Genomic DNA, 23,217 nt, shown 5'->3' with positions numbered 1-23,217 from the left:
GCCGGCCCGGCGCGAGCGTCGGCCGGCTGGGGGAAGTTGCTGAATGCGGCCGGCGGCGCCCTCCTCGGGCACCCCGGCGAAGCCGCGATTATGCGGTGCGCAGATCGGCTGCCCACGCAGCCGCCGTGTTAAGCGGACGTGTCACCTGCTCGCCGTCGCCGCGCAGGGGCTTGACCGCGACCTCGCCCCGGGCGAGTTCATCGGCGCCGAACACCAGCGCGAAGCGGGCGCCCGAGGCGTCGGCCTTCTTGAACTGCGACTTGAACGAGCCGCCGCCGGCATGCATCTGCACCGCGACGCCTTCGGCGCGCAGCGCTTCCAGCACCGGCATGGCCTGGGCGAGCGCCGAGGCGTCGGGCAGGATCGCGTAGGCATCCGGCGCCGAGGACGGCACCGCCAGGCCCAGCTCGTCGATCAGCAGCAGCAGCCGCTCGATGCCCAGGCCGAAGCCGACCGCGGGCGTGGGCTTGCCGCCGAGCTGCTCGAACAGCCCGTCGTAGCGACCGCCACCGCAGACCGTGCCCTGCGAGCCGAGCTGGTCGGTGACCCACTCGAACACGGTCAGGTTGTAGTAGTCCATGCCGCGCACCAGGCGCGTGTTGATGCGGTATTCCAGGCCGGCCGCGTCGAGGATCGCGCGCACCGCGTTGAAGTGCGCCAGGCTGGCCTCGCCCAGGAAGTCCATCAGCTTGGGCGCGGCCTCGACCACGTCCTGCATCGCCGGGTTCTTGGTGTCGAGGATGCGCAGCGGATTGCTGTGCAGGCGGCGCTTGCCGTCCTCGTCGAGCTTGTCGGCATGGCCTTCCAGGTAGGCGATCAGCGCGGCGCGGTGCGCGGCGCGCTCCTCCGGCTGGCCCAGCGAGTTCAGCTCCAGGCGCACATGCTGGCCGACCACCAGGCCCAGTTCCTGCCATAGGCGGCGGACCATCAGGATGATCTCGGCGTCCACGTCCGGGCCGGCGAAGCCCAGCGCCTCGACGTCCAGCTGGTTGAACTGGCGGTAGCGGCCCTTCTGCGGGCGCTCGTGGCGGAACATCGGGCCCAGCGTCCACAGGCGCAGCGGGCCGTTGTACAGCGCGTTGTGCTCGACCATCGCGCGCACGATGCCGGCGGTGGCCTCGGGGCGCAGCGTCAGCTGGTCGCCGTTCATGCTGTCGGTGAAGGAGTACATCTCCTTCTCGACGATGTCGGTCACCTCGCCCAGGCCGCGCACGAACAGGGCGGTCGGCTCGACGATCGGGGTCAGCATGTACTGGTAGCCGTAGCGCTGCAGCACGCCGCGCAGCGTGGTCTCGAACCAGCTCCACAGCTGGCTGCTCGGCAGTTTGTCCTTGCGGTCGACGCTGGCCGGGAGGATGTCGTTCATCCCCTTCACGGCCTGGATGTTCTTGCTCATGCGGTGGTGGTGCTCGCGCCGTAGCGCTTTTCGATGTAGGTCTCGACCAGGGCGTGGAACTCGCCGGCGATGTTGTCGCCGCGCAGGGTCAGCGCCTTCTCGCCGTCGATGAAGACGGGCGCCGCCGGCGCCTCGCCGTTGCCCGGCAGGCTGATGCCGATGTCGGCATGCTTGCTCTCGCCCGGGCCGTTGACGATGCAGCCCATCACGGCGACCTTCATGTTCTCGACGCCGGGGTACTTCTCGCGCCAGACCGGCATCTGGGCGCGCAGGAAATCGTCGATCTGCTTGGCCAGTTCCTGGAAGGTGGTGCTGGTGGTGCGGCCGCAGCCGGGGCAGGCGGTGACGCTCGGGTTGAACGCGCGCAGACCCAGCGACTGCAGGATCTCCAGCGCGACGACCACTTCCTGCGTGCGCGACTCGCCGGGCTGCGGTGTCAGCGAGACGCGGATGGTGTCGCCGATGCCTTCCTGCAGCAGCACCGACAGCGCCGCGGCCGAGGCCACCGTGCCCTTGGTGCCCATGCCGGCTTCGGTCAGGCCCAGGTGCAGCGCGTAGTCGCAGCGCTTGCTCAGCGCACGGTAGACCGAGATCAGATCCTGCACGCCGCTGACCTTGCAGCTGATGATGATGTTGTCCGGATTCATGCCCAGCTCGCGGGCATAGGACGCCGACGACAGCGCCGACTGGATCAGCGCCTGGTACATGACCTGCTTGCCGTCCCAGGGCTGCGCGCGCCTGGCGTTGTCGTCCATCATCTGGGCGAGCAGTTCCTGGTCCAGGCTGCCCCAGTTGACGCCGATGCGCACGACCTTGTCGTACTGCATGGCCGCCTCGATCATCTGCGCGAACTGGCGGTCCTTCTTGTCGCCCTTGCCGACGTTGCCGGGATTGATCCGGTACTTGGACAGCGCCTGCGCCATCGCCGGATGCTCGCTCAGCAGGCGGTGGCCGTTGTAGTGGAAGTCGCCCACCAGCGGCACGTCGATGCCCATGCGGTCGAGCTGCTCGCGGATGTGCGGCACGGCGTCGGCGGCCTCGGGCGTGTTGACGGTGATGCGGACCAGCTCCGAGCCCGCCTGCGCCAGTTCCTTGACCTGGATGGCGGTCTCGATGACGTCGACCGTGTCGGTGTTGGTCATCGACTGGACGCGCACCGGCGCGTCGCCACCGATGGTGACGATGCGGCTGCCCCAGCGCACCTGGGCCTGGCGCGAGCGGCGCGCGGCGGGCGCGGCGGCGGCGATCAGGTCCGACAGGTCGGCGGCGGCGGAATCGGGAGTGTCTGGCTTGTCCATCATGCGGCGCTCATGCGAAAGGGGTACGGCTGGCGGGGCGCCCGTCGGTCCGGGTTCAGTTCAGTTCAAGTCGGGCGACGTTGTCGCGCGCCCGGGCGGCGAGGTCCACCGGCTGGCCGCGGAACACCAGTTCCGTGCCGGACACGTTGCCCACGCGCAATCTCAGCGGCGCGACGCCGTGGACGTCGACCAGATCGCCCGGACGCAGCAGCCGGGACAGCAGCACCTGGCCCTTGGCGTCGACGACTTCGACCCAGGACTCGGCGCTGGCGCGGACCTTCAGCGGGGAGGTGCCCGGCGCGGGCGCGCCGGCCTGGATCGGCTGGCCGGCCCCTGCGGCGACTGAAGCGGCGGTGGAGGCGGCCGGCGGCGTCGTGACGGCGGCCTGCGTCGTCGCGGGCGCCGGGGACGGCGCGGTGATCGTCGTCGCGGCGCCGGAGGTCTGCGGCGGCAGCGTCGACACGCTGGCGGTGGACTGCGGCGCGGCCTCGGAGGCGCTCACCACCGGGGCTTCGATGTTGGTCGGGGGGCTGTCGGTCGCGACCGGCGCGGTGCCGATGGCGCTGCCCGGGCCGGGAGTCGCGGTGGTGGTCGAGGACTCGGGCGCCGACCGGAACCGCGCCGTCACCTGCTCGATCCAGCTCGACGGGATCGCGTACACGGCCACCGCGGCGACCAGCAGCACACCCACGCCGAGCACCGCCGGGCGCTTCAGCAGCTCGGCCGAGAGCATCGGCTCCTGGCTCACCGAGCGCTCGCGGAACGGCTGGTTCAGGCCCGGCGTGACGCGGTCCAGCGAGGCCTCGGCGCCGCTGCTGGGCAGCATCGCGAGCACCGGCGCCGCCTCGATCTTCAGCACGCGGCACATCGAGCGCGCCAGCGCCCGGGCGAAGGTCGCGTCGGGCAGTTCGTGGTAGCGGTCGGCCTCGAGGGCCTCCAGCTTGGATTGCGGCACCTTCAGCGTCGCGGCCAGGGCGGCGATGTGCAGGCCCCGCGCCTCGCGCGCGCGCCGCAGCGCGGCGCCGGCGGAACTGGGGCCGAAGGTGGATGGCGCAGCGGATGCGGCTGCGGGCGTCGCCTCGTCGGCGGCCGTCGGAGTCATGCGATGTCCCTCATTCATCGAATCGACCGTTGTTCAATGCCTGCGTCTCGGCCGCCTGCGGATACTTGCGCCGCAGTTGCTGACCGAGGTCTTCCATGTTGGCCGCGTTGCCCAGGCGGCGCTCGATGCGCAGTTCCAGCCAGAGGCTGGCCGCGTTCGCCTGTTCCACATTGCTGTTGACGCGGCGGGCGTAGAAGCGCGCCCGTTCGTATTCGCCCTGGCGGTACAGCACCTCGCCCAGGTTCAGCGCGATGGTCGGATTGCCGGGCTCGGCCTCGAAGGCCTTGGACAGGTGAGCCTGGGCCGGCACCAGCCGGCCCTCGCGGGCCTCGCAGGCGCCCCAGGCCAGCAGCGTGCGCGCGGGCGTGCGATAGGCCGGCAGCGCCACGGCGGCCTCGAACTGCTGGTAGGCCTCGGCATAACGCTGGCGCTGGCACAGGAACCAGCCGTAGTTGTGCAGCGTGTCGCCGTTGTTGCGGTCGCGGGCCAGCAGCTGCTTGAAGCCGTCCTCGGCCATCGCGTACTCGCCCATCGCGGCGTAGATCAGGCTGCGCAGGCTGATCGCCTCGGGCAGGTCGGGCTTGGCGGCCATCGCCAGCTTGACCTCGTCCAGCGCGGTCTCGTACTGGCCGCGGGCGAAGTAGCCGCTGGCCAGCTCCAGCCGCACCTGGGCCCGGCGGTCGTTGTCCGTCTTGTCGCTCTCGGTCCGCGGTTGCTGCTGCTGCGGCGAGGTCGTCGCGCACCCGGCCAGGGCCGCGGCGATCAGCAACACGACGGACAGGGTCCGGGCGGAACGACGCGGAAAGACGGAGCCGGGCGACGGAACGGTCATGGACGTGGGCCTGTGGGAGTGACGGGAGTGACGGGGGAAGAAGTCGCCGCCGGCGCCGGGGCCGCCGTGCCGGCCGATGCCGCGTCCCGCTGTACCACCACGGGCGCGCGCACCATGCGCAGATGGACGCGGGTCCGGTCCTGCACTTCGCCGGCCAACTGGCCGCAGGCGGCATCGATGTCGTCGCCGCGCGTCTTGCGGACGGTGGTCACGATGCCGGCCTGGATGAGCAGGTCGGCGAAGGCCTTGACGCGCTCGTTCGAGCTGCGCTTCAGGCCCGACGCGGGGAAGGGATTGAACGGGATCAGGTTCAGCTTGCAAGGCACCTTGCCCTTGAGCAGCGCGATCAGCTCGCGGGCCTGCTCCGGCGCGTCGTTCACCTCGTGGAGCATGCAGTACTCGAACGTGATGAAGTCGCGGGGCGCCTTGTCCAGATAGGCATTGCAGCTCGCCAGCAGTTCCGCGATCGGGTACTTGCGGTTGAGCGGCACCAACTGGTCGCGCAGCGGGTCGTTGGGCGCGTGCAACGAGACGGCCAGCGCCACCGGCGCGTCCTCGCGCAGGCGGTCGATCATCGGCACCACGCCCGAGGTCGACACCGTCACCCGGCGGCGCGACAGGCCGTAGCCATGGTCGTCGAGCATCATCCGCAGCGCCGGGACCAGCGCGGCGTAGTTCTGCAGCGGCTCGCCCATGCCCATCATCACGACGTTGGAGATGATGCGTTCGTCCTTGCCCAGGCGCTGGCGCAGCGTGTGCTCGGCATGCCAGAGCTGGGCGATGATTTCCCAGGTCTCCAGGTTGCGGCTGAAGCCCTGATGGCCGGTCGAGCAGAAGCGGCAGCCCACGGCGCAGCCGGCCTGGCTGGAGATGCACAGCGTGGCCCGGTCGTCCTCGGGGATGTAGACCGCCTCGACGGCGTTGCCCTGGCCGACGTCGAACAACCACTTGATGGTGCCGTCGGCAGAGACATGTTCGGAGATCACCGGCAGCGCGGTGATGTGGGCGCGCCCGGCCAGCTTGTCGCGCAGCGACTTGGCCAGGTCGGACATCTGGGCGAAGTCCGACGCGCCCTTCTGATGGATCCAGCGGAACAGCTGGGTCGCGCGAAAGCGCTTCTCCCCCAGCTGCTCGCAGTACGCGGCCAGGCCTTGCAGATCGAATCCGAGCAGGTTGACCGCGTCCATCATGCGTTCCTCTTTCTCAAGGGCCTCGTGGCCCGGAGGTCAGAGGCTTGACCCGGTTCAGCGGGCGTTGATTTCCAGGCCGGAGAAGAAGAAGGCGACTTCCACGGCGGCGGTTTCGGGGGCGTCGGAGCCGTGCACCGCGTTGGCGTCGATGCTGTCGGCGAAGTCGGCGCGGATGGTGCCCTTCTCGGCCTTCTTCGGGTCGGTGGCGCCCATCAGGTCGCGATTCTTCAGGATGGCGCCTTCGCCTTCCAGCACCTGGATCTGGACCGGGCCGGAGATCATGAAGTTCACCAGGTCGTTGAAGAACGGGCGGGCCTTGTGCACGGCGTAGAACGCTTCGGCTTCGGCGCGCGACAGCTGCTTCTGCTTCGAGGCGATGATCTTCAGGCCGGCGCCTTCAAAGCGGGAGTAGATCTGGCCGATGACGTTCTTGGCCACGGCATCGGGCTTGATGATGGAGAGGGTGCGTTCGATGGCCATGTCTTTTCCTTGAAAATCTTGGGCTTGGCAAAACCCGGCATTGTAATGCTTGAAGTCAAGCCCCCAGGTGACAACCCGTCATCGGACGGGGTCGCCGGGGGCGACGAGCAGGCTGACCCGCTCAGCGGCGACCGCGGCCGCCGCCGCCGCCGCCACCCCCACCACCCCCGCCGCCACCACCGCGGCGGCCACCGCGATTGCCGCCCCGGTTGATGAAGGCGTCGGCGCCGATGTAGCCCATCGAGGTCTTCATCGGATCCGGAATGCGCTCGCCGCCCGGGCCGCGCTGGTTGCCGCCGCGGCCATGGTCGCCCGCATCGCTGCCGCCCTTGCCGAAGCCTTGCGGGATGCGCTTGCTGCCGGTGGCGAAGCGACGGTCGAAGGTCTGCTCCAGCGGATTGATGTGCTTCGGGATGAAGTCGTCATCGTCCTCGTTGCGGGGCCGGCGATCGCGTTCGCGCTCCTGCTGCTGTTGCTGCGGGCGCTGCGGCTGGTGGGCGCGCTGTTCGCCGCGCTGCTCCTGGCGCGAGGGCTCCGGACGGCTCGGGCGCGGACCGCCGCTGTTGCCGCTGCGGCGCTTGTCGCGACGCTCGGCGCGGTCGTTGTTGCGCGGCGGGCGCGGCTCGTTGCCGGCCAGCTGGCGGATGACGCGGACATCGGCGTCGCCCAGTTCGATGTAGACGCCGCGGCGCAGGCCGCGCGGCAGCACGACGGTGCCGTAGCGGATGCGGATCAGGCGGCTGACGGCCAGGCCGACGCTCTCGAACAGCTTGCGGACCTCGCGGTTGCGGCCTTCGGTGATGACGACGCGATACCAGCGGTTCACGCCTTCGCCGCCGCCGTCCTCGATGCTCTTGAAGCTGGCCTGCTGGCCGTCGACGTCGACGCCGGTCAGCAGCTTGTCCTTCTGCTCCTTGCTCAGCGAGCCCAGCACGCGCACCGCGTACTCGCGCTCGACGCCGAAGCGCGGGTGCATCAGCTGGTTGGCCAGTTCACCGGAGTTGGTGAACAGCAGCAGGCCTTCGGTGTTCAGGTCCAGGCGGCCGACCGACTGCCACTTGCCCTGCGGCAGGCGCGGCAGGTTGCGGAAGACGGTGGGACGGCCCTCGGGGTCGTTGAAGGTGACGACCTCGCCGACCGGCTTGTGGTACGCCAGGATGCGCGGCGCCACGGGGGCGATGCGGACCTTGATCGGCTTGCCGGCCACCGCGACGCGGTCGCCGTAGGAGATGCGCTGGCCGACATGGGCGACCTCGCCATTCACCGTGATCTGGCCCTTGGCGATCATGTCCTCGATGTCGCGCCGGGAGCCGACGCCTGCCTGCGCCAGCACCTTCTGCAGCTTGGGCGCATCGGCATCGGGCGCGAGCACGCGCTTGCCGGGCTGGCCGTCGGTGCCGGTCTCGCCCTCGTCGGCGGAGGCCTCGACTTCCGCCGCGCCCGTCTCCGCCACGTCGCCGTCGCCTTCGACATCCGCGTCGAAGGCACCGGACACCAGCGCGTCGAAGCGCGCCTGGGCCTCGGCCTGCAGCTGGGCGTCGTCGACCGGATCGGCGGCACCTTCAGCGCCCTCGCCTTGCGGCGCGCGCGCGGGGCGCTGGCCGGACTCCTGGGCCTGCGCCTGCTGACCCTCGCGGGGCTCGCGATCACGATCGCGACCACGACGGCGGCGGTTGCGGCCACGCCCTTCACGATCGCCACCCGCGTCGCCATCGGCGGCGTCACCGCCCACGGGGCCGGCGCCGCGCGTCTCGGGCGACACCAGCTCACCGACCGCTTCCGCGACCGGCGACACCGGTGCCGGCGACACCTCGACGGTCGCGACCGGCAGGTGACGGATCGGCTCGGCCATCACAGCGGCGGACGGCTCGGCGCCGGCGGCGGGAGCGGCCTCGGCCGCCTCAGCGGCCTTTTTCGTCGTGCGGCGCTTGGGCTTGGGCGCCTCGGCGTCAGCGGCGGGCGCTTCGGCGGTCTCTGCCGCAGCGCCCGCGGGGGCCGTCTCAGCCGGCGCGTCGACGGCCGCGGCCGTCTTTCGGCGCGCACGCGGCTTCGGGGTCTCCTCGGCCACGGGCGCGGCGCCGGGCTCGGCAGCCTCCGTCGGGGCCGCGGCCGCCTTGCGGGTGCGCTTGGGCTTCGCGGGCGCCTCGGACGGCGTGTCCGCGGCGGCGGTCAGCGTGTCGGGCTTGGAATCGTCGATTTCGTTGGAATTCATGTGTCGGCTTGCACCTTGTCAGCGGTGGACACGGCCCCTTCCCGGGGCGTTCAAGTGGGCTCGGGGTTGACCGCCCCGGCCGGTGGTTCTTCACCCGGCTCGCGCGAGGCGGCCGGCTTGGATTCGTCTTCGATGGCGGCCTGCGCCGCCGCTTCCGGCACTTCGGATGCCTGATCGTCGGCTTCGGCCGCAGCCTCCACGGCGATCGTCGATTCGGTCGCCGTCGATTCAGCGACTTTCGATTCGTCGGCCGTCGATTCGTCGGCCATCGACTCCTCGGCCGTCGATTCAACGCCAGCCGATTCCGCCGCCATCAGGGCCACCGGGGTGGCGCCGTCCGGCTCGACTTCAACGACCGCGTCGCCGGGCGGCTCCTCGAGCAGCGAGCCCTGCAGCGCCCCGGCGATCGGCGTCGGGTCGCCGCCCTGGATCAGCGCCGGCAGTTGCTCCAGCGAGTGCAGCCCCAGGTCGTCGAGGAACTGCTTCGTCGTCGCGAACAGCGCCGGACGGCCCGGCGCCTCGCGATGCCCGATGACCTCGATCCAGTTGCGGTCCTCGAGCTGCTTGATGATCGGCGCCGCCACCATCACGCCGCGGATGTCCTCGATGTCGCCGCGGGTCACCGGTTGACGGTAGGCGATGATCGCCAGCGTCTCCAGCACCGCCCGCGAATACTTCGGCGGCTTCTCCGGATTCAGCCGGTCCAGATGCTCGCGCATCTCGGGCCGGCTCTGGAAGCGCCAGCCGGAGGACAGCGCGACCAGCTCGACGCCCCGCCCTTCCCACTCGCGCAGCAACTCGTCGAGCAGCGACCGCACGCTGTCCGCATTGAGCTCGTCCACGAACAGCGAACGCATCTCGCGCAGCGTCAGCGGCGCCTGCGCGCACAGCAGCGCCGTCTCCAGGACCCGTTTGGCCTCCTGCGTGTCCATGGGCTCAGCTCATGACGCCGGCCTCGGGACCGGTCAAATCGGTGTGTTTCGCCATCTTGGGCGCCAGCGGCGGCAACGGGCCGCGCTGGACGGGTTCGATCTGCTTGCTTGGGAGCTCTTCGCTCCATCGGCCGCCGTTCAGTGGACGGTCCCGGCCGGTGGGACGGACGCCGCGTCGGTCCGCGGCCTGCGCTGCGGACGAGGTCGACTGCCGCCCCGCCGCCGTCTTGCGCACGTTCTCGCGCAAGAATTGGTCGGCATTGTAGCGCGGGCGCGCGGACTCCTCTCAGAACGTCGGATCGGGCAAACCCGCGACGCGCCAGCCCGACGCCAGCTCCGGCGGCAACGGGGCCTCGAAGCGCATCGGCGCGCCGGTGACCGGATGCTCGAAACCGAGCCGCGCCGCATGCAGCGCCTGCCGCGACACGCCCAGGGCCTCGGCGCCGCCGTACAGCGCGTCGGACACCAGCGGATGGCCGCGATGCGAGGCGTGCACGCGGATCTGGTGCGTGCGGCCGGAGTGCAGCACGCAATGCAGCGCGGAGACGGTCCGTTCCAGGCCGCGGGCGTCCTGCCACTGCCCCTCGGCCAGCTTGAAGAAGTCGGTGCGCGCCGGCTTGCCGCCGCCGACCACCGCCATGCGAGTGCGCGACTGGGGATCGCGCCCGATCGGCGCCTCGACGATCCATTCGTCCGGCGTGCGGCCGTGGACCAGGGCGAGGTATTCGCGATGGACCTCGCGCGCCGCGATCATCCGCACCAGCGCAGTCACCGCCGGCAGCGTCTTGCCGACGACCATCAGCCCGGAGGTGTCCTTGTCCAGGCGGTGCACGATGCCCGCGCGCGGCAGCGTCGCGGCCTTGGCGTGATGCGCCAGCAGGCCGTTCATCAGCGTCCCGGACCAGTTGCCCGCCGCCGGATGCACGACCAGGCCGGCGGGCTTGTTCACCGCGAGCAGATGTTCATCCTCGAAGACGATGTCCAGATCCAGCGGCTCGGCGCGGAAGGCGAGCGCCTCCTCGGTCGGGACCAGGTCGACGGCCAGGCGCTGGCCCAGCCTGGGCTTGCGCGACGCCTGGGTGACGAGCTGCCCGTCCAGCGTGACGCAGCCGCGCTCGATCAGGCCCTGCAGGTGGCTGCGCGAGAACTCCGGCGCCAGCTGCACCAGCCACTTGTCCAGGCGCAGCGCGAGCTGGTCGCGACCGGCCTCGGCCTCGCGGCGTTCGGGCGCGTCGAGGCCGACGTCCTGGGCGTCGTCGATGCCCTCGCCGCCCGAGGGCTCGCCCGAGTCACCGCGCGGGTAAAGCCTGCCCTCGGGCGCCGGGTCGTGGCCGACCTGAACCATATAATCGCCGCTCCAATTTCAGATGAGGGCCGCCGTCGCGCGCGCCCTGTGGACCATGATCGAGACTTGGGTGTTGCGCCGCCGGACCGCGGAATCTGTCGAGCTGTCCGGGACCTGGCGCGCCGCGTGGCGCTGCGCCGCGATGAGCGCCGCGACTGCCGCCGTGCTGGGACTGGCGGCCTGTTCGTCGGCCCCCAAGGAGGACCCGAATTCCCAGGCCAACCTGGAGAAATTGTACGCAGAGGCCAAGGAGGACATGCTCTCCGGCTCGTACGACCGGGCGATCAAGACGCTGGAACGCATCGAAGGCCGCGCCGCCGGCACGACGCTGGGCCAGCAGGCGCAACTGGACCTGGCCTGGGCCAACTACAAGAGCGGTGAACGCGTGCAGGCCGTGACGGTGCTGGACCGCTTCATCAAGCTCAACCCGTCCAGCCCGGCGCTGGACTACGCGCTGTACATGAAGGGCCTGGTCAACTTCAACGACGACCTGGGGCTGTTCGGTCGCATCGCGCGTCAGGACATCTCCGAGCGCGACCAGCAGGCGGCGCGCGACTCGATGCAGGCGTTCAAGCAGCTGGTCGAGCAGTTCCCCGAGTCGAAGTACTCCGAGGACGCCCGCATCCGCATCGACTACATCACCAACAGCCTCGCGGCGTATGAGGTGCATGTGGCGCGCTACTACTACAACCGCGGCGCTTATCTCGCGGCGGCCAATCGCGGTCAGGCCGCGCTGATGGAGTTCCAGTACGCGCCGGCGCTCGAGGAAGCCCTGTTCCTGATGATGCAGAGCTACGACAAGCTCGGCATGACCCAGCTGCGCGACGACACCCGCCGCGTGCTCGTGGCGAGCTTCCCGGATAGCTCCTATCTGACGACCGGAAAAGCGAAACAAAAGGACAAAGCCTGGTGGCAAATCTGGTGATCTGGTGGCCAGACACCCGCCAGACGTCGTTGCTCGGGACCTTGCATAGCGCTGCTATGCGGCGGCCCCTCGCGCCTAGTCTGGCGGGCGTCTGGCCACCAGATCCAAGCGCTAGCAAAGAATGCTCGAAGCCCGCTCGCTAGCGGGCTTTTCTCTTTTCCGCTTGCTGGCAGACGTCTCTCTTGAGGGCTGACGCCGTCAGCGGTCGTGAGAGGTCTTGAGCTCGGCGAGCCACGCCTGCGCGGCGGCCTCGTCGGGGACCTGCGTCATCGGAGGTAGCGCCTCGCGCAGGCGCTTGCCATAGTGCGAGCCAGCCAGCCGCGGGTCGCAGACCACCAGCAAGCCACGGTCGGACTCCGTTCGGATGAGACGGCCGGCGCCCTGCTTCAGGGCAATCGCGGCCTCGGCGACGAAGTACTCCATGAACGGGTTGCGGCCCTCGGACTCCAGCCGCGCCACGCGCGCCTCGACCAGCGGATCGTTCGGCGGCGGGAACGGCAGCTTGTCGATCAGCACGCACTGCAAGGCGTCGCCCGGCACGTCGATGCCCTCCCAGAAGCTCGCCGACCCCACCAGCACCGAGGCGGGCTGGTCGATGAACTGCTGCAGCAACTGCCGCTTCGGCATGCTGCCCTGGACCAGCACCTCGATGCGGTGCCCACCCTCCTCGAAACGCTGGCGCAGGACCTCGGCCACCGTCTGCAACTGGCGCAAGGTCGTCGTCAGGATGAAGGTGCGCCCACCCAGCCGCGCCGCCAGCCGCGCCCCCAGCCAGCCGACCGATTCGCCGTGATCGGGCTCGGACGGCTTCGGGAAATGCCGCGGCACGTAGAGCCGCGCGTGCGCCGCATAGTCGAACGGACTGCCCACGCGCAAGGTGCGCGCCTCGCCGAGACCCGCCGGCTCGGTGAACCAGCTGAGCGCATCATCCTCGCCCAAGGTCGCCGAGGTGAAGATCCACGCCTTGGGCGTGCTCGCGAGCGCCTCCTGCATCGCCTCGCGGATGTCCAGCGGCGACTCGATCAGGCGCACCTGGTGCGTGCCGACATCCACCCAGCGCACCGCGCCAGGATCCGGCGCGCGTGCGAACAGCTGCGCCGTCTTGTAGAGCTCGACCGCGCGCTCATGCAGCCGCGCCAGATCCGGCCCGACCTCCATGACCGTCGCCAGCGCGTCGACGCTGAGCTCGACCGCCCGCGCCACCTCGCCCAGCGCCGCATCGAACTCGGTCCGGCCCTCGCATTCGTTCCAGCGCAGCTTCAGCACACCACGCAGCTCGCGTCCGCCGGCGCAGGCCAGCCTCAGTGCGCGCGCGGCGCGTTCGACGCCGCCAGCGATCGCCTGCCATTCCTGCAGCCCCCGCGCATGCGCAAGCCCCTGTGCCAGCAGGTCGCGTCCGAAGTCGAACAGCTGCGCGCTGCCCAGCATCCGGCCCAGGAAGTTCAGGCCCGCCTCGGGCAGCTGATGCGCCTCGTCGAAGATCGCGACCTCGACGCTGGGCAGCAACTCCGCCACGCCGCTGTCGCGCAGGACCAGGTCGGCGAAGAACAGGTGATGGTTGACGACGACAAGATCCGCCTCCATCGCCTCGCGCCGCGCCTTCACGACGTGGCATTCGCGGTAGGACGGGCAATCGGTGCCCAGGCAGTTGTCGCGCGTCGAGCTGACGATCGGGATCACCGGCGAGCGCTCGTCCAGGCCGTCGATCTCGGCGAAATCGCCGGTGTGGGTGCTCAGCGCCCAGCGCTCGATGCGCGCGAGCTGCGCGACCGCCCGGCGATCCGGCAGCTCCGCGCTGTGGCGCGCCTGCTGCAGTCGGTGCAAGCAGAGGTAACTCCCTCGCCCCTTCAGCAACGCGGCGCGCAGCGGCAAGGCGAAGGTGTCGAGCAGCCGCGGCAGGTCGCGCATGAAGAGCTGGTCCTGCAGGCTCTTGGTCGCGGTGCTGATCAAAGTGCGGCCGCCGCTGAGCAGCGCCGGCACCAGGTACGCGAAGGTCTTGCCGACGCCGGTCCCCGCCTCGACGACCAGCGTGTCGCGCCCGGCGATCGCCTGCGCGACGGCCAGCGCCATGCGCTGCTGCGGCTCGCGCGGCGCATAAGCCGGGTCGTGGCGCGACAGCGGACCGTCGGTGTCGAAGGCGGCGACCACCGATTGCTCAAGCTCGCCCGGCCGCAGCTCCTCGGCCGCCGCGCGGGCGCGCGAGGCCGCCAGCGCCGGCGACGCCTCGGCGGCGCCCCAGCGGGCATCGGCCATCAGGGCGTCGGTCGAGTCGTCGGTGTCGGGTTCGTGAGGGTCAGGCCGGCTCATCGGGATCACTGGCCCGCTCGAGCCGCGCGATCTCGTCGCGCAGGGCCAGGCGCTGCTTCTTCAGCCGGCGCAGCGTGAGCTCGTCGACCGGCGGCACGGCGATGCCGGCGCCTGCGCCGCCGATGTCGATCACGCGCAGCGTGGAGGCGCCGATCAACGCGTCGATGCGGCCATCCAGCTCGGCATGCGCGATGCGCAGTTCGATCAGACGTCGGGCTGGAGAGTGAAGTTGTTCATCCATAAACGGGGAACCACCCGGCCGGAACGCCGAGCCGCACGATTATAGTTTTGGGATGAGTCGCACTACCCCAGGCTTTCGCCTCAGCGCCGCCACCGGCATCCATCGCGGCGATCGTCTGTACCAGCAGGATCAGGTCCAGGTCATCGCCCATCCCCGCCAGAGCGGCTGCGTGCTCGGCATCGTCGCCGACGGCATGGGCGGCAAGAGCGGCGGCCGCAAGGCCGCGGACCAGGTCATCCTGACCGCCCAGCAGCTGTTCGAGCGCTTCGTCCCCGGCGAGGAGGACGAGGCCGAACTGCTGCGCCAGATCGTCTCCGAATCCCACCTGATGATCCGCCTGACGGCGATCTCGGCCGAAGAGGAACCGCACAGCACCCTGGCCGCCTACCTGCTGACGGCCGACCGCCGCTGCTTCTGGATCCACACCGGCGATTCCCGCCTCTACCACTTCCGCGGCCCCAACATGGTCACGCGCTCGCTGGACCAGTCCTACGTCCAGCGCCTGGTGGACGAGGGCCAGATCACCGAGGACGAGGCGCTGGTGCATCCGCAGTCGAACCTGCTGACTGCCTGCCTGGGCACGGTGCAGGAACCGACGCCTGTCGAGTCCTTCATCGAGCGCCTGGAGCACGGCGACAGCCTGATGGCCTGCAGCGACGGCCTGTGGCACTACTTCAGCCCGGCCGAGCTGGGCACGGTGATGCACAGCCTGCCGCCGCGCGACGGCGCCGAACTGCTGGTCAACAAGGCGCGCCAGCGCGCCAAGGGCACCGGCGACAACCTGTCGCTGGCCATCGTGCGGCTGGATCCGCTCGAGTAACGCCCGCTCGGCGCCGCTCCGCGGCGCTCGTGCCTCTCCCGCCTTGCCCCCGCCCCGGCGCGTTCAGCGCTTGGACAGCGCGCGGATATCCGAGGCCGACGGCGTCGGCAGATGCGCCGCCGGCGGCTTGCTGTTCTTGCCCGCCGGCGCGGAGGCGGCGGATGCCGCCTTCTCCGCCTGCCGGACCTGGAGCTCGCCGGCCTTGCGCTGACGCTCCTGCGCCTTCTGGCGGCGCTCGGCGGCGGCCTCTCGGCGCTTGGCGGCGTCGGCCTTGGCTTCCGCCGCCTGCTGGGCCTCGCGGCGCTGATGCAGCTCGGGATTCGCGCGCGGCGTACGCGCGCCCGGGACCGCCGGCGCCGAGGCCGGCTGCACGGCTTCCCGCACCGATTCGGTCTTGCGGCGCGCCTCGTCCTGGGCCGCCTCGCGTTCCTTCTCCTGGACCCGCTCACGGGCCGCGGCGCTGCGGCGCTGACGCTCCTCCGCATTGACCTGGTGCTCGACCCGGTCCAGCGGCCGCAGCTGCCGGATGCGTTCGTTCCGCGCCTCCTCCAGGCAGCCAGTCACGACGAAGCGCTGGTTGCACTCCTTCACCCGGGACTGGTAGGCCTGCTCGATCCGGGCGCGCGCAGCATCGATCTCGGCACGGGTCATGTCCGCGGCCTGGGCGGCCGGGGACACGGCACACAACAAGATCAGCGAGATCAGCGAGATCAGCGCATTCAGCGCGATCGGCGCCCTGGACGCGGCGGCGAGAACGAAGCGGAAAGTCATGGGCGCGATCATCGCATCCGCCGGCGCCCCCGCCGGCGAAGCCGCCGCCCGTGACTTCCCTACATCCCCGGTCGGCGAGGCGAGAGCAGCCCGCGGACGCGCGCTCAGGTCAGGCGCGTGTCGACCTCGCGCCGCTCGAGTTCGAGGTACTCCTTGGACTGCATCTCCTGCAGCCGCGACACGGTGCGCGGGAACTCGTGCGCGAGCGGGCCTTCGGTGTAGAGCTGCTCGGCCGGCACCGCCGCCGAGATGATCAGCTTCACGCGGCGGTCGTACAGGACGTCCACCAGCAGCGTGAAGCGGCGCGCCTCGCTGGCCAGCCGCGGCGGCATGGCCGGCACGTTGGACAGGATCAGCGTGTGGAACTGCGTCGCCAGCTCCAGGTAGTCGTTCTGCGAGCGGGGGCCGCCGCAAAGCTCGGCGAAGTCGAACCACACGACGCCGCCGGCGCGGCGCCGGGAGCGGATCTCCCGGTGCTCGATGTGCAGCACGGGATCCTCGTCGCGCGCCTCGGCCAGCGACTCGAAGGCGGCCGTCAGCGCGCCTTCGGTGTCGGCGTTCAGCGGCGTGTGATAGAGCTCGACATGCTCCAGCGAGCGCTGCCGGTAGTCGGTGCCGTTGTCGACATTGATGACTTCCAGGTTGGCCTTGAGCAGCTCGATCGCCGGCAGGATGCGGTCGCGATGCAGGCCGTTGGGATAAAGGCCGTCGGGATGGAAGTTGGACGTCGTCACGATGGACACGCGGTTCTTGAACAGCGCATCCAGCAGGCGGTACAGGATCATCGCGTCGGTGACGTCGGCGACATGGAACTCGTCGAAGCAGATCAGCCGGAAGCGCCGCGCGATGCGCTTGCCCAGCTCGTCCAGCGGATCCTGGATGCCCTTGAGTTCCTGCAGCTCGCGGTGAACCTCGCGCATGAACTCGTGGAAGTGCAGCCGCGTCTTGCGCGTCAGCGGCACCGCCTGGAAGAAGCAGTCCATCAGGAAGCTCTTGCCGCGGCCGACGCCACCGAACATGTACACGCCGCGCGGCAGCGGCGGGCGCACCAGCAGCTTGGTCACCGCGTTGGAGCGCCGCGCCTTGTAGGCGGCCCATTCGTCCTGGCAGCGCTGCAGCGCGGCCACGGCGCGCAGCTGGGCCGGGTCGGCGGTGTAGCCGCGTTCGGCCAGGGTCTGGTGGTAGAGCTCGGTGACGGTGGTCATGCGGCGGAGTTCAGGTCACGGGATCGGGATCGCGTTCGGGCATTCGGGCATTCGGGCGGCGGGCCCGCGCACGTCGGCGCAAGAAAAAAGGGGCGACTCGCGCCGCCCCTCTCCTGCGCGTCCGTGGCGCTTCGAGCCTGGGCTCAGAAGTTCAGCGTGCGCTTGTCCACGGCCAGGGCCGCTTCCTTGGTCGCCTCGCTCAGCGACGGGTGAGCGTGGCAGATGCGGGCGATGTCCTCGGCCGAGGCCTTGAACTCCATCGCCACCACGGCTTCGGAGATCAGCTCCGAGGCCATCGGGCCGATGATGTGCACGCCCAGGATCTCGTCGGTCTTGGCGTCGGCCAGGAACTTGACGAAGCCGGTCGTGTCGCCCAGCGCGCGCGCGCGGCCGTTGGCCAGGAACGGGAACTGGCCCGCCTTGTAGGCCACGCCGTCCGCCTTGAGCTGCTGCTCGGTGCGACCGACCCACGCGATCTCGGGGCTGGTGTAGATCACCCACGGGATGGTGTTGAAGTTGACGTGACCGTGCTGGCCGGCGATGCGCTCGGCGACCGCGACGCCCTCTTCTTCCGCCTTGTGCGCCAGCATCGGGCCGCGCACGACGTCACCGATCGCCCAGACATTGGGCAGGTTGGTCTTGCACTCGTCGTCCACGACCACCGCGCCACGCTCGTCGAGCTTCAGGCCGACGGCTTCCGGGTTCAGGCCGATGGTGTTGGCGACGCGGCCGATCGAGACGATCAGCTTGTCCACCGCCAGCGTCTGCTCGGCGCCCTTGGCGTCGGTGTACTTCACCGTCACGCCGGACTTGCCGTTGTCGACGGACGTGATCTTCACGCCCAGCTCGATGTTCAGGCCCTGCTTCTTGAAGACCTTGGCGGCTTCCTTGGCGACGGACTCGTCGGCGGCGCCCAGGAAGGCGGGCAGCGCTTCCAGGATCGTCACTTCCGCGCCCAGGCGGCGCCACACCGAGCCCATTTCCAGGCCGATGACGCCGGAGCCGATCACGCCCAGCTTCTTGGGCACGGCCGGGATGCGCAGCGCGCCATCGTTCGACAGGATGTTGGTCTCGTCGAACGGGGCACCCGGCAGCTGGCGGGCGTTGGAGCCGGTGGCGATGATCACGTGCTTGGCCGTGATCGTCTCTTCCGTCGCGCCGGCGACCTTGATCTCGTAGGCGCCGTCCTTGGCGGCCACGAAGGAGCCGCGGCCGTGGAAGAACGTGACCTTGTTCTTCTTGAACAGGTAGAGGATGCCGTCGTTGTTCTGCTTCACGACGGTGTCCTTGCGGCCGATCATCTTGGCGATGTCGATCTTCAGGTCACTCATCGAGATGCCGTGGTCGGCGAAGCCGTGGCCGGCGTGCTCGAAGTGCTCGCTGGACTGCAGCAGGGCCTTGGACGGGATGCAGCCGACGTTGGTGCAGGTGCCGCCAGGAGCGGGACCGCCCTTGTCGTTCTTCCACTCGTCGATGCAGGCCGCGTTGAAGCCCAGTTGCGCCGCGCGGATCGCCGCGATGTAGCCGCCAGGGCCGCCGCCGATGACGACGACGTCGAATTGCTTGCTCATGTCGTGGTCGTCCTCGGATTACAGATCGAACAGCAGACGGGCCGGATCTTCCAGCGCATCCTTCATCGCGACCAGGCCCAGCACGGCTTCGCGGCCGTCGATGATGCGGTGGTCGTAGGACATCGCCAGGTAGTTGATCGGGCGGATCACGATCTGGCCGTTCTCGACGACGGCGCGGTCCTTGGTCGCGTGCACGCCCAGGATGGCCGACTGCGGCGGGTTGATGATCGGCGTCGACAGCATCGAGCCGAAGGTGCCGCCGTTGGAGATCGAGAAGGTGCCGCCAGTCATCTCTTCGATGCCGAGCTTGCCTTCCTGGGCCTTCTTGCCGAACTCGGCGATCTTCTTCTCGATGTCGGCGAAGCTCATCTGGTCCGCGTTGCGCAGGATGGGCACGACCAGGCCGCGCGGCGAGCCGACGGCGATGCCGATGTCGAAGTAGCCGTGGTAGACGATGTCATTGCCGTCGACCGAGGCGTTCAGCACCGGGTACTTCTTCAGCGCGTGGACCGCGGCCTTGACGAAGAAGCTCATGAAGCCCAGCTTCGTGCCGTGCTCCTTGGTGAAGCTGTCCTGGAACTTCTTGCGCAGCTCCATCACCGGGGCCATGTTCACTTCGTTGAACGTGGTCAGGATGGCGTTGGTCGATTGCGACTGCAGCAGGCGCTCGGCGATGCGGGCGCGCAGGCGGCTCATCGGCACGCGCTGTTCCGGGCGGTCGCCCAGGTTGACGGCGGCCGGGGCGGCCACGGCCGGCAGCGGCTTGGCGGCGGGAGCGGTCGGGGCCTGCACCGGAGCGGGGATCGCGGCCGGTTTGGCGCCGCCTTCGATCGCGCCCAGCACGTCGCCCTTGGTCACGCGGCCGTCCTTGCCGGTGCCGGCGACCGAGCCGGCGGCCAGGTTGTTGTCGGCCATCAGCTTGGCGGCGGCCGGCATCGCGACGCCGGCCTTGCTGTCCGACGACGCGGCGGCGGCGGCCGGCGCGGGAGCCGCGGCGGCGGGTGCCGGAGCGGCAGCGGCGGGCGCGGCGGCGCCGGCCTTGCCTTCGGAGTCGATCTTGGCGATGACCTGGTCCGAGGTCACCGTGCCGCCGTCGCCGACGACCAGCTCGGCCAGCACGCCGGCGGACGGCGCCGGCACTTCGAGCACGACCTTGTCGGTCTCGATCTCGATCAGGATTTCATCGATGGCCACGGCTTCACCGGGCTTCTTCTTCCACTGCAGCAGGGTCGCCTCGGCGACCGACTCGGACAGTTGGGGGACTTTGACTTCAACGATTGCCATGATGTTTGTTCTCTCGGTTTTTCAGTAAACCGGAGCCTTGCGCCTGCCGGTCGCCGGGCCGCCCCCGAAGGCGGCGCACGGCGCCGGTGTCATTGCGGCGCTTGGCGTCCGCAATGACTCACTTGGTCAGCACGAAACCCTTCAGCTTGCCGAAGGCCTGCTCCAGCAGCGCCTTCTGCTGCTCCTGGTGCAGGTGGGCGTAGCCGACCGCCGGCGAGGCCGATGCGGGACGACCGGCGTAACCGAGCTTCTGGCCGTCGGCCATGTTCTCGTGGATGTAGTGCTGGACGAAGAACCAGGCGCCCTGGTTCTGCGGCTCGTCCTGGCACCACACGATCTCGGCCAGGTTCGGGTACTTCTTGAGTTCGGCCGCGAAAGCCTTGTGCGGGAACGGGTACAGCTGCTCCACGCGCACGATCGCGACGTCCTTCTTCTCGCCGCGGGCCTTCATCAGGTCGTAGGCGACCTTGCCCGAGCAGGCGATCACGCGCTTGACCTTGCTGGCGTCGATCTCGGCGTTCACTTCGCCGATCACGGTGCGGAACTCACCCTTGGTGAACTCGCTCACCGGCGAGGTGGCGTCCTTGGCGCGCAGCAGCGACTTCGGCGTCAGGATGACCAGCGGCTTGCGGAACATGCGCAGCATCTGGCGGCGCAGCAGATGGAAGATCTGCGAGGCGCTCGTCGGCTGGACGATCTGCATGTTGTTGTCGGCGGCCAGCTGCATGAAGCGCTCCAGGCGGGCCGAGCTGTGCTCGGGGCCCTGGCCTTCGTAGCCGTGCGGCAGCATCATCGTCAGGCCGTTGGCGCGGCCCCACTTCACTTCGCCGGAGGCGATGAACTGATCGATGACGACCTGCGCGCCGTTGACGAAGTCGCCGAACTGGGCTTCCCAGATCGTCAGCGTCTGCGGATCGGCGGCGGCGTAGCCGTACTCGAAGCCCAGCACCGCCTCTTCCGACAGGATCGAGTCGATCACGACGAACGGGGCCTGGCCTTCCGCGACGTTCTGCAGCGGGATGTAGGTGCCTTCGTCGAAGCGCTCGCGGTTCTGGTCGTGCAGCACGGCGTGGCGGTGCGTGAAGGTGCCACGGCCGCAGTCCTCGCCGGACAGGCGCACCGGGTAGCCCGAGGCCACCAGCGACGCGAAGGCCATGTGCTCGCCCATGCCCCAGTCGACGTTGATGTCGCCGCGGCCCATGGCCGCGCGGTCGGCGATGACCTTCTCCACCAGCGTGTGGGCCTTGAAGCCGGCCGGCAGCGTGGTGATCTTCTCGGACAGGCGCTTCCACTCGGCCACCGGCAGCGCGGTGTCGCAGCTGTCGGTCCACTTCTTGCCGAGGAACGGGGTCCAGTCGGTGGCGTACTTGCTCTTGAAGTTGGTCAGCACCGGGTCGACGGTGTGACGGCCTTCGTCCATCGCGGCGCGGAAGGCCTTGACCATACTGTCCGGACCGTCGGCGGCCAGGACGCCCTGGGCCACCAGCTTCTCGCCGTACAGCTTGCGCGTGCCGGGATGCTGGCCGATCTTCTTGTACATCAGCGGCTGCGTCAGCGCCGGCGTGTCCTGCTCGTTGTGGCCCAGCTTGCGGAAGCAGACGATGTCGACGACCACGTCCTTCTTGAACTGCTGGCGGTACTCCAGCGCCAGCTGCGTGCACAGCACGACCGCTTCCGGATCGTCGCCATTCACGTGCAGCACCGGGGCCTCGATCATCTTGACGACGTCGGAGCAGTACAGCGTCGAGCGGGTGTCGCGCGGGTCGCTGGTGGTGAAGCCGATCTGGTTGTTGATGACGATGTGGACCGTGCCGCCGGTGTAGTAGCCGCGGGTCTGGGCCAGCGCCAGCGTCTCCATCACGACGCCCTGGCCGGCGAAGGCCGCGTCGCCGTGCACCAGCACGGGCAGCACCTGCTCGCCGGTCTTGTCGCCGCGGCGGTCCATGCGGGCCTTGACCGAGCCCTCGACGACCGGGTTCACGATCTCCAGGTGCGACGGGTTGAAGGCCAGGCTCAGGTGGACCGGGCCGCCGGGGGTGGTCACGTCGCTGGAGAAGCCCTGGTGGTACTTCACGTCGCCGGACGGGAGGTCCTCGGGGGCGGTGTGGTCGAACTCGGCGAACAGGTCCTTGGGCATCTTGCCCAGGGTGTTGACCAGCACGTTCAGGCGGCCGCGGTGGGCCATGCCGATCACGATCTCCTGCACGCCCTTGACGCCGGCGCACTTGACCAGCTCGTCCATCGAGGCGATGAAGCTCTCGCCGCCTTCCAGCGAGAAGCGCTTCTGGCCGACGTACTTCGTGTGCAGGTAGCGCTCCAGGCCTTCGGCGGCGGTCAGGCGCTCCAGGATCTGCTGCTTCTTCTCGGCCGTGTAGGTCGGCTTGCTGCGGATCGCCTCCAGGCGTTCCTGCCACCAGCGCTTCTCGGTCGGCTCGGTGACGTGCATGAACTCGGCGCCAACGGAGCCGCAGTAGGTGTCACGCAAGGCCTGCACGATCTCGCGCAGGGTCATGCGCTCGGCCTTGGTGAAGTAGGTGTTGGTCGCGCTGAAGGTGCGGTCCATGTCGGCCTCGGTCAGGCCGTAGGACGCGGGATCCAGCTCGGGAATCTTGGGACGCTCGGTGCGCTTGAGCGGGTCCAGGTCGGCCCAGCGCGAGCCCAGCGTGCGATACGCGGCGATCAGCGACTGGACGTGCACCTGCTTGCCGGCCACTTCGAGCTCGGCGGAGGACACCTGGTTGTTGAAGGCGTTGGCCTTGGCGCGCTGCGCGAAGGACTCGATCACCGGCGCATGCGCCACGTCGCGCTTGTCGCTGCCGTCCACCGCGGGGACGTGCTGCAGCGCGTCGAAGTAGGCGCGCCAGTTGTCGGGCACGGCGCCCGGGTTGTCGAGGTACTGCTCGTACATCTCCTCGACGTAGGGGGCATTGCCCCCGAACAGATAGGAGTTCGAGCTGTATTGCTGCATCATCTTTCGCTCACCTCTGCCCCGGCTTCCGGAGCTATCGGCTGGTTAACAAACCTTCCGCGACACGGCTTGACCGGTTGGCGGATTGCGACCCGCCTTTGCTGTTGCCAGAAAAGGGGACGGGAAGGACCTGAAGTCACAAGCGCAGGACTGTAGCACCACGCTGATACCGCCGCTGTTGCGGGTTCGCCCAATTGTTGTGCGGGCTGTCCATGACTTGAATCAATCGAGCGGCACCCCAAACCATACAAACGTTTGCGATGCAATAGCCCATAGAAGTAGACTTCGCGCTGGCGTACCGCCCCGACATTGAATGGCGGACAGCCCGGGACCACAGG

19 protein-coding genes are annotated in these 23,217 nt (G+C 69.5%); 2 read left to right on the top strand and 17 right to left on the bottom strand.

Annotated elements, in window-relative coordinates; genetic code table 11:
- Positions 1 to 88: 88 nt before the first annotated feature.
- The 10 genes from hisS to FHT38_RS04990 all read right to left on the bottom strand — a co-directional run bounded on the left by hisS (position 89) and on the right by FHT38_RS04990 (position 10,787).
- Entirely contained in the window at positions 89 to 1,396 is a 1,308-nt protein-coding gene (hisS, locus tag FHT38_RS05030) for a histidine--tRNA ligase (protein WP_183490413.1), read from the bottom strand.
- Positions 1,393 to 2,694: a flavodoxin-dependent (E)-4-hydroxy-3-methylbut-2-enyl-diphosphate synthase gene (gene ispG / locus FHT38_RS05025; protein ID WP_091725047.1), complete on the bottom strand. Its 1,302-nt coding sequence runs from the start codon at positions 2,692 to 2,694 to the stop codon at positions 1,393 to 1,395. The genes hisS and ispG overlap by 4 nt, the downstream gene beginning before the upstream one ends.
- Positions 2,695 to 2,749: 55 nt before the next feature.
- Positions 2,750 to 3,796 (bottom strand): RodZ domain-containing protein, encoded by a 1,047-nt coding sequence (locus FHT38_RS05020; RefSeq protein WP_183490410.1) that lies wholly within the window; start codon positions 3,794 to 3,796, stop codon positions 2,750 to 2,752.
- A 10-nt stretch (positions 3,797 to 3,806) separates the two neighbouring features.
- Positions 3,807 to 4,628: a type IV pilus biogenesis/stability protein PilW gene (gene pilW / locus FHT38_RS05015; protein ID WP_147240549.1), complete on the bottom strand. Its 822-nt coding sequence runs from the start codon at positions 4,626 to 4,628 to the stop codon at positions 3,807 to 3,809.
- Positions 4,625 to 5,815: a 23S rRNA (adenine(2503)-C(2))-methyltransferase RlmN gene (rlmN, locus tag FHT38_RS05010; RefSeq protein WP_091725044.1), complete on the bottom strand. Its 1,191-nt coding sequence runs from the start codon at positions 5,813 to 5,815 to the stop codon at positions 4,625 to 4,627. Before rlmN ends, pilW begins: the two co-directional genes overlap by 4 nt.
- A 57-nt stretch (positions 5,816 to 5,872) precedes the next feature.
- Positions 5,873 to 6,298, bottom strand: coding sequence for a nucleoside-diphosphate kinase (gene ndk, locus FHT38_RS05005; protein WP_091722894.1), 426 nt, complete (start codon positions 6,296 to 6,298; stop codon positions 5,873 to 5,875).
- A 121-nt stretch (positions 6,299 to 6,419) separates the two neighbouring features.
- On the bottom strand, positions 6,420 to 8,510 hold the full coding sequence (locus FHT38_RS05000) for a pseudouridine synthase (RefSeq protein ID WP_183490407.1): 2,091 nt from the start codon (positions 8,508 to 8,510) through the stop codon (positions 6,420 to 6,422).
- 50 nt (positions 8,511 to 8,560) lie between these two features.
- Entirely contained in the window at positions 8,561 to 9,442 is an 882-nt protein-coding gene (gene scpB, locus FHT38_RS04995; protein WP_147241414.1) for an SMC-Scp complex subunit ScpB, read from the bottom strand.
- A gap of 4 nt (positions 9,443 to 9,446) precedes the next feature.
- Complete coding sequence (locus tag FHT38_RS25060) at positions 9,447 to 9,689, bottom strand: hypothetical protein (RefSeq protein WP_221213978.1); 243 nt, start codon at positions 9,687 to 9,689, stop codon at positions 9,447 to 9,449.
- A gap of 39 nt (positions 9,690 to 9,728) precedes the next feature.
- The gene (locus FHT38_RS04990; RefSeq protein ID WP_183490405.1) at positions 9,729 to 10,787 is read right to left on the bottom strand and encodes an RluA family pseudouridine synthase; all 1,059 of its coding nucleotides are present in this window, start codon (positions 10,785 to 10,787) and stop codon (positions 9,729 to 9,731) included.
- Positions 10,788 to 10,929: 142 nt separating this feature from the next.
- Between FHT38_RS04990 and FHT38_RS04985 the strand changes: the two genes are divergently transcribed.
- Positions 10,930 to 11,712 (top strand): outer membrane protein assembly factor BamD, encoded by a 783-nt coding sequence (locus tag FHT38_RS04985; RefSeq protein WP_183490402.1) that lies wholly within the window; start codon positions 10,930 to 10,932, stop codon positions 11,710 to 11,712.
- A 198-nt stretch (positions 11,713 to 11,910) separates the two neighbouring features.
- On the opposite strand, the gene FHT38_RS04980 is transcribed toward FHT38_RS04985, so the two are convergent.
- Together FHT38_RS04980 and FHT38_RS04975 are read right to left on the bottom strand one after the other, a co-directional pair.
- Positions 11,911 to 14,019 carry an ATP-dependent DNA helicase gene (locus tag FHT38_RS04980; RefSeq protein ID WP_255488603.1) on the bottom strand — a complete coding sequence of 703 codons (2,109 nt, stop codon included), beginning with the start codon at positions 14,017 to 14,019 and terminating at the stop codon, positions 11,911 to 11,913.
- Positions 14,006 to 14,260 carry a YdcH family protein gene (locus FHT38_RS04975; protein ID WP_091722875.1) on the bottom strand — a complete coding sequence of 85 codons (255 nt, stop codon included), beginning with the start codon at positions 14,258 to 14,260 and terminating at the stop codon, positions 14,006 to 14,008. The genes FHT38_RS04980 and FHT38_RS04975 overlap by 14 nt, the downstream gene beginning before the upstream one ends.
- A 52-nt stretch (positions 14,261 to 14,312) precedes the next feature.
- Between FHT38_RS04975 and FHT38_RS04970 the strand changes: the two genes are divergently transcribed.
- Positions 14,313 to 15,080 carry a PP2C family serine/threonine-protein phosphatase gene (locus tag FHT38_RS04970; protein WP_091722870.1) on the top strand — a complete coding sequence of 256 codons (768 nt, stop codon included), beginning with the start codon at positions 14,313 to 14,315 and terminating at the stop codon, positions 15,078 to 15,080.
- A gap of 63 nt (positions 15,081 to 15,143) precedes the next feature.
- Here FHT38_RS04970 and FHT38_RS04965 read toward each other — a convergent pair whose 3' ends face one another.
- The 5 genes from FHT38_RS04965 to FHT38_RS04945 form a co-directional block, all read right to left on the bottom strand.
- On the bottom strand, positions 15,144 to 15,851 hold the full coding sequence (locus FHT38_RS04965) for a hypothetical protein (protein ID WP_183490399.1): 708 nt from the start codon (positions 15,849 to 15,851) through the stop codon (positions 15,144 to 15,146).
- A 104-nt stretch (positions 15,852 to 15,955) separates the two neighbouring features.
- Complete coding sequence (zapE, locus tag FHT38_RS04960; protein WP_099864239.1) at positions 15,956 to 17,056, bottom strand: cell division protein ZapE; 1,101 nt, start codon at positions 17,054 to 17,056, stop codon at positions 15,956 to 15,958.
- Positions 17,057 to 17,199: 143 nt separating this feature from the next.
- Positions 17,200 to 18,627, bottom strand: a complete 1,428-nt coding sequence (lpdA, locus tag FHT38_RS04955) for a dihydrolipoyl dehydrogenase (protein ID WP_183490395.1) — start codon at positions 18,625 to 18,627, stop codon at positions 17,200 to 17,202.
- 18 nt (positions 18,628 to 18,645) lie between these two features.
- Complete coding sequence (odhB, locus tag FHT38_RS04950) at positions 18,646 to 19,911, bottom strand: 2-oxoglutarate dehydrogenase complex dihydrolipoyllysine-residue succinyltransferase (protein WP_183490392.1); 1,266 nt, start codon at positions 19,909 to 19,911, stop codon at positions 18,646 to 18,648.
- A 118-nt stretch (positions 19,912 to 20,029) separates the two neighbouring features.
- Complete coding sequence (locus FHT38_RS04945) at positions 20,030 to 22,882, bottom strand: 2-oxoglutarate dehydrogenase E1 component (protein WP_091722849.1); 2,853 nt, start codon at positions 22,880 to 22,882, stop codon at positions 20,030 to 20,032.
- Between the last annotated feature and the right edge of the window lie 335 nt (positions 22,883 to 23,217).

This window comes from Mitsuaria sp. BK041 (assembly GCF_014193085.1).
Taxonomy (GTDB): Bacteria; Pseudomonadota; Gammaproteobacteria; order Burkholderiales; family Burkholderiaceae_C; genus Roseateles.
Note: the sequence above shows the minus strand (reverse complement) of the source record. Positions and strands in the feature narration are given on the sequence as shown.

Bases quoted from the DNA above. Each gene is read 5' to 3' on its own strand.
- hisS (WP_183490413.1), bottom strand. From the start codon at position 1,396: ATGAGCAAGAACATCCAGGCCGTGAAGGGGATGAACGACATCCTCCCG.
- ispG (WP_091725047.1), bottom strand. From the start codon at position 2,694: ATGGACAAGCCAGACACTCCCGATTCCGCCGCCGCCGACCTGTCGGAC.
- FHT38_RS05020 (WP_183490410.1), bottom strand. From the start codon at position 3,796: ATGACTCCGACGGCCGCCGACGAGGCGACGCCCGCAGCCGCATCCGCT.
- pilW (WP_147240549.1), bottom strand. From the start codon at position 4,628: ATGACCGTTCCGTCGCCCGGCTCCGTCTTTCCGCGTCGTTCCGCCCGG.
- rlmN (WP_091725044.1), bottom strand. From the start codon at position 5,815: ATGGACGCGGTCAACCTGCTCGGATTCGATCTGCAAGGCCTGGCCGCG.
- ndk (WP_091722894.1), bottom strand. From the start codon at position 6,298: ATGGCCATCGAACGCACCCTCTCCATCATCAAGCCCGATGCCGTGGCC.
- FHT38_RS05000 (WP_183490407.1), bottom strand. From the start codon at position 8,510: ATGAATTCCAACGAAATCGACGATTCCAAGCCCGACACGCTGACCGCC.
- scpB (WP_147241414.1), bottom strand. From the start codon at position 9,442: ATGGACACGCAGGAGGCCAAACGGGTCCTGGAGACGGCGCTGCTGTGC.
- FHT38_RS04990 (WP_183490405.1), bottom strand. From the start codon at position 10,787: ATGGTTCAGGTCGGCCACGACCCGGCGCCCGAGGGCAGGCTTTACCCG.
- FHT38_RS04985 (WP_183490402.1), top strand. From the start codon at position 10,930: ATGAGCGCCGCGACTGCCGCCGTGCTGGGACTGGCGGCCTGTTCGTCG.
- FHT38_RS04980 (WP_255488603.1), bottom strand. From the start codon at position 14,019: ATGAGCCGGCCTGACCCTCACGAACCCGACACCGACGACTCGACCGAC.
- FHT38_RS04975 (WP_091722875.1), bottom strand. From the start codon at position 14,260: ATGGATGAACAACTTCACTCTCCAGCCCGACGTCTGATCGAACTGCGC.
- FHT38_RS04970 (WP_091722870.1), top strand. From the start codon at position 14,313: ATGAGTCGCACTACCCCAGGCTTTCGCCTCAGCGCCGCCACCGGCATC.
- FHT38_RS04965 (WP_183490399.1), bottom strand. From the start codon at position 15,851: ATGACTTTCCGCTTCGTTCTCGCCGCCGCGTCCAGGGCGCCGATCGCG.
- zapE (WP_099864239.1), bottom strand. From the start codon at position 17,056: ATGACCACCGTCACCGAGCTCTACCACCAGACCCTGGCCGAACGCGGC.
- lpdA (WP_183490395.1), bottom strand. From the start codon at position 18,627: ATGAGCAAGCAATTCGACGTCGTCGTCATCGGCGGCGGCCCTGGCGGC.
- odhB (WP_183490392.1), bottom strand. From the start codon at position 19,911: ATGGCAATCGTTGAAGTCAAAGTCCCCCAACTGTCCGAGTCGGTCGCC.
- FHT38_RS04945 (WP_091722849.1), bottom strand. From the start codon at position 22,882: ATGATGCAGCAATACAGCTCGAACTCCTATCTGTTCGGGGGCAATGCC.